Consider the following 3,109-nt stretch of genomic DNA (forward strand, 5'->3'; position numbering starts at 1 on the left):
TAGCAACTGTTGGCGATATCGCTGATAAAGAGTTTAACAACCGTGTAACTCCACCAGAAACTCCTGAGTTCAATCCAGAGAAATATATTCTTAATGAAGAGAAATTTGATATCACTGGAAATAAACTTCTTGATGATGATAAAGAGTTGACTGATAAAGTAGCAGATACCAACAATGATCCATATGTGGACAAAGTTGATAATAATGAAAAGCAAAATATCAATACTCAAACACTCCATAAAGGTGATAAGGTTGTTTACCAAGTATGGTTGGATACAACTAAATTCACAGAAGCTCACAATATTCAATCTGTTGGTATTACAGATAAATATGACAGCGAAAACTTGGATGTTAATGTAGCTGATATTAAAGCTTATGATTCAGTAACTGGTGAAGATGTAACAGCTAAGTTTGATATCTCAATTGTGGATGGTGTTATTACTGCTACATCTAAGGCTGACTTGACTAAGTCTCTTGGAGATGCAGAAAATACACAAGTAATCGACACTGCTAAATTAGCATTTGGACGTTACTACAAGTTTGATATTCCAGCACGTATCAAGGGAACTGCTAAAGAAGGTGTAGATATTGAAAATACAGCTTCTCAAATTGTTCACCAATATGATCCAACTAAGAAATCAGTTGAAAAACCAGAAAAACCAACTGAAAAACGTGTTGTTAATATTCCAGTGAAAGTTGAATTCAACTTCACGAAGAAATTGGAAGGTCGTGCGTTGAAAGCTGGTGAATTCAGCTTCGTATTGAAAGACAAAGATGGTAACGTGATTGAAACCGTAAGCAATGATGCTGAAGGTAAGATCAAGTTCTCAGCTCTTGAATTCAAACGTGGTCAAGAAGGTACTTATATCTATCATGTAGAAGAAGTGAAAGGTACAGAGGCTGGAGTTGAGTACGATAAGATGGTAGCGACTGTTGGAGTTACTGTAACTAAGGATGGCAAAGTGTTGACTCTTACTTCACAAATGCCTGAAGATACTGAGTTTAACAACAAGGTAACACCACCAACACCGCCAACACCGCCAACACCGCCAACACCACCAACACCGCCAACACCAGAAAAACCTAAAGGTCCTGAGTTGCCAAACACTGGTGAACAATCTAAATCTGGACTTGTTGCACTTGGTGCTGCACTTGGCCTGGTAGGTCTAGGTTTGGTTGCAAAACGCAAAAAAGAAGATGAAGCTTAATGTTTCTAGGTTTCTAGAACGAATCAAGATTTATCTTTGAGTATCTAAACAAAAGATATTCTAAAGTTGGTTATACATTTATTAAATAAATGTATGTAATCGCAAGAAGAGAGGTTAATGCCTCTCTTTTTGTTTTTATAATTTATTTAAGAAACCGAAAACTTTGAATAAATATAAAACTTTAAAATTAATTAAACAAATGGTATCAAAATGTACAATTTTAAAACAATTGTGCTATAATATAGTTAGGTAATCAAATATTTCCTAACAATAAAGGAGGTTATTATGAAACATAAATGGTTTAAATGTCTAACATTTTTTTAACATTCTTGCTAATGGGATTATCGATGATCAATTTAGCAAAAATAGTTCAAGCAGAAACTGTCATAAATTACAATCTAGATACTAAGATGGTCCATGAGAGCTCTGGCCTTGAACTAGCCGAGGATGTGGAGGTTATTGCTGGGGAACGATTACTCGCAACCTATCAGTTAACCTTTCCAGATAGCCAGAGTATAGCTGAGAACGATAAGCTTGTTTTAGATATTCCAAAAGAGCTGAGACTGATAACGAATCTAACCTTTGATGTAACGAATACTAATGGCAAGAAGGTGGGAATAGCTCAGACGGATCCGAGTACAGGAAAAGTTACGGTAACTTTTACAGACTATTTCGCAAAACGTCCTGAGAAAAAAGAGTTACTCCTTCAGTTTAATTTAACGATTAATCGAGAAGTTGTTAAGGAAAGTCAACCAGTTACTGTTACCATTGGTCATAAGACCTATAGTTTTAAGTACAAACAAGATAGTGGTGAAGCTGGCGATTATGAGATGAAATATGGTTATCAGGATGATACAGATCCAAGTATCATTAAGTGGCGTATTCTCTTGAATGCCAATCAAGATATGATTCGTGGGATGACAATTACGGATACTTTTGGGGATGGACAAACCTTAATTCCTGAGTCATTTAGAGCTGTTCGCTATGAGACACAACCTACAAAGATTCGTAACGAGGCTCATATTCTTACGTTAGAGCCATCAGATAATTTTTCAAAAAAGGCAGTATTCACTAAAAATGCTCAAGGAGGAATCACAGGATTTACAATTCCATTTGGGGATAACTATCATTGGGCAATGTATATTGAATACTCTACTAAGTTACCAGATGGAGTTCCTGCGGGGTCTTTAGTTTCTAACACCTTATCATGGTCAGCCACTAATTTTGAGACTCGTAGTATCGTGCGTGAAGTTCGTCTAGAGTCAGGATCAGGTCTTGGTGGAGCTGAAAAATCAGAAAATGTTGTATTAAAGGCTCAAAAGATTCTAAAAGGAAAAGCATTAGAAAAAGACCAGTTTAGTTTTGGACTTTATGATGCAAATAATCTAGCTCAGCCTATCCAAATTGCCAAAAATGCTGAAGATGGAAGTGTAACCTTCAATGCTATTAAGTATGCTAAAGAAGGCGTTTACCATTATCTCATTAAAGAAATGATTCCTGAAAACTCTGGTCACTATGACTATGATAGACATGAATTAAAGGTTACTGTAACAGTAACGGATGATGATGGTATCAAAATGGGAACGGTGGCTTATGGTGAAGAGAAGACAACATTTACCAACGTTTATCGTGGAACTACAAGCATAAAAGGTAAGAAGATTTGGAATGACGCAGAAAACCAAGATGGCATTCGTCCAGATACTATAAGAGTTCGTCTCTTGGCAAACGGTAGTGAAGTAGCAAGTAAATCTGTTAAGTCAGAAGATAACTGGAACTTTACATTTGACCAGTTACCTAAAAATGATCCAGAAGGAAAAGCTATTGTTTATACAGTAGCAGAGGATCAAGTAGAGGGATATACGTCAGAGATAGATCAGAAGAACTATACTATCACTAATACA

General features: G+C 36.2%; 2 protein-coding genes. Both read left to right on the plus strand.

Going from position 1 to position 3,109, the window contains the following annotated elements; translation table 11 throughout:
* Positions 1–1,208: SspB-related isopeptide-forming adhesin (locus HMPREF2987_RS03625; protein ID WP_142995350.1), on the plus strand; the 1,208-nt coding region annotated here is incomplete at its 5' end.
* A gap of 305 nt (positions 1,209–1,513) precedes the next feature.
* On the plus strand, positions 1,514–3,109 hold a 1,596-nt coding region (locus tag HMPREF2987_RS03630), incomplete at its 3' end, for a Cna B-type domain-containing protein (RefSeq protein WP_075229379.1).

It is taken from the genome of Streptococcus sp. HMSC067H01, assembly GCF_001814775.1.
Taxonomy (GTDB): Bacteria; Bacillota; Bacilli; order Lactobacillales; family Streptococcaceae; genus Streptococcus.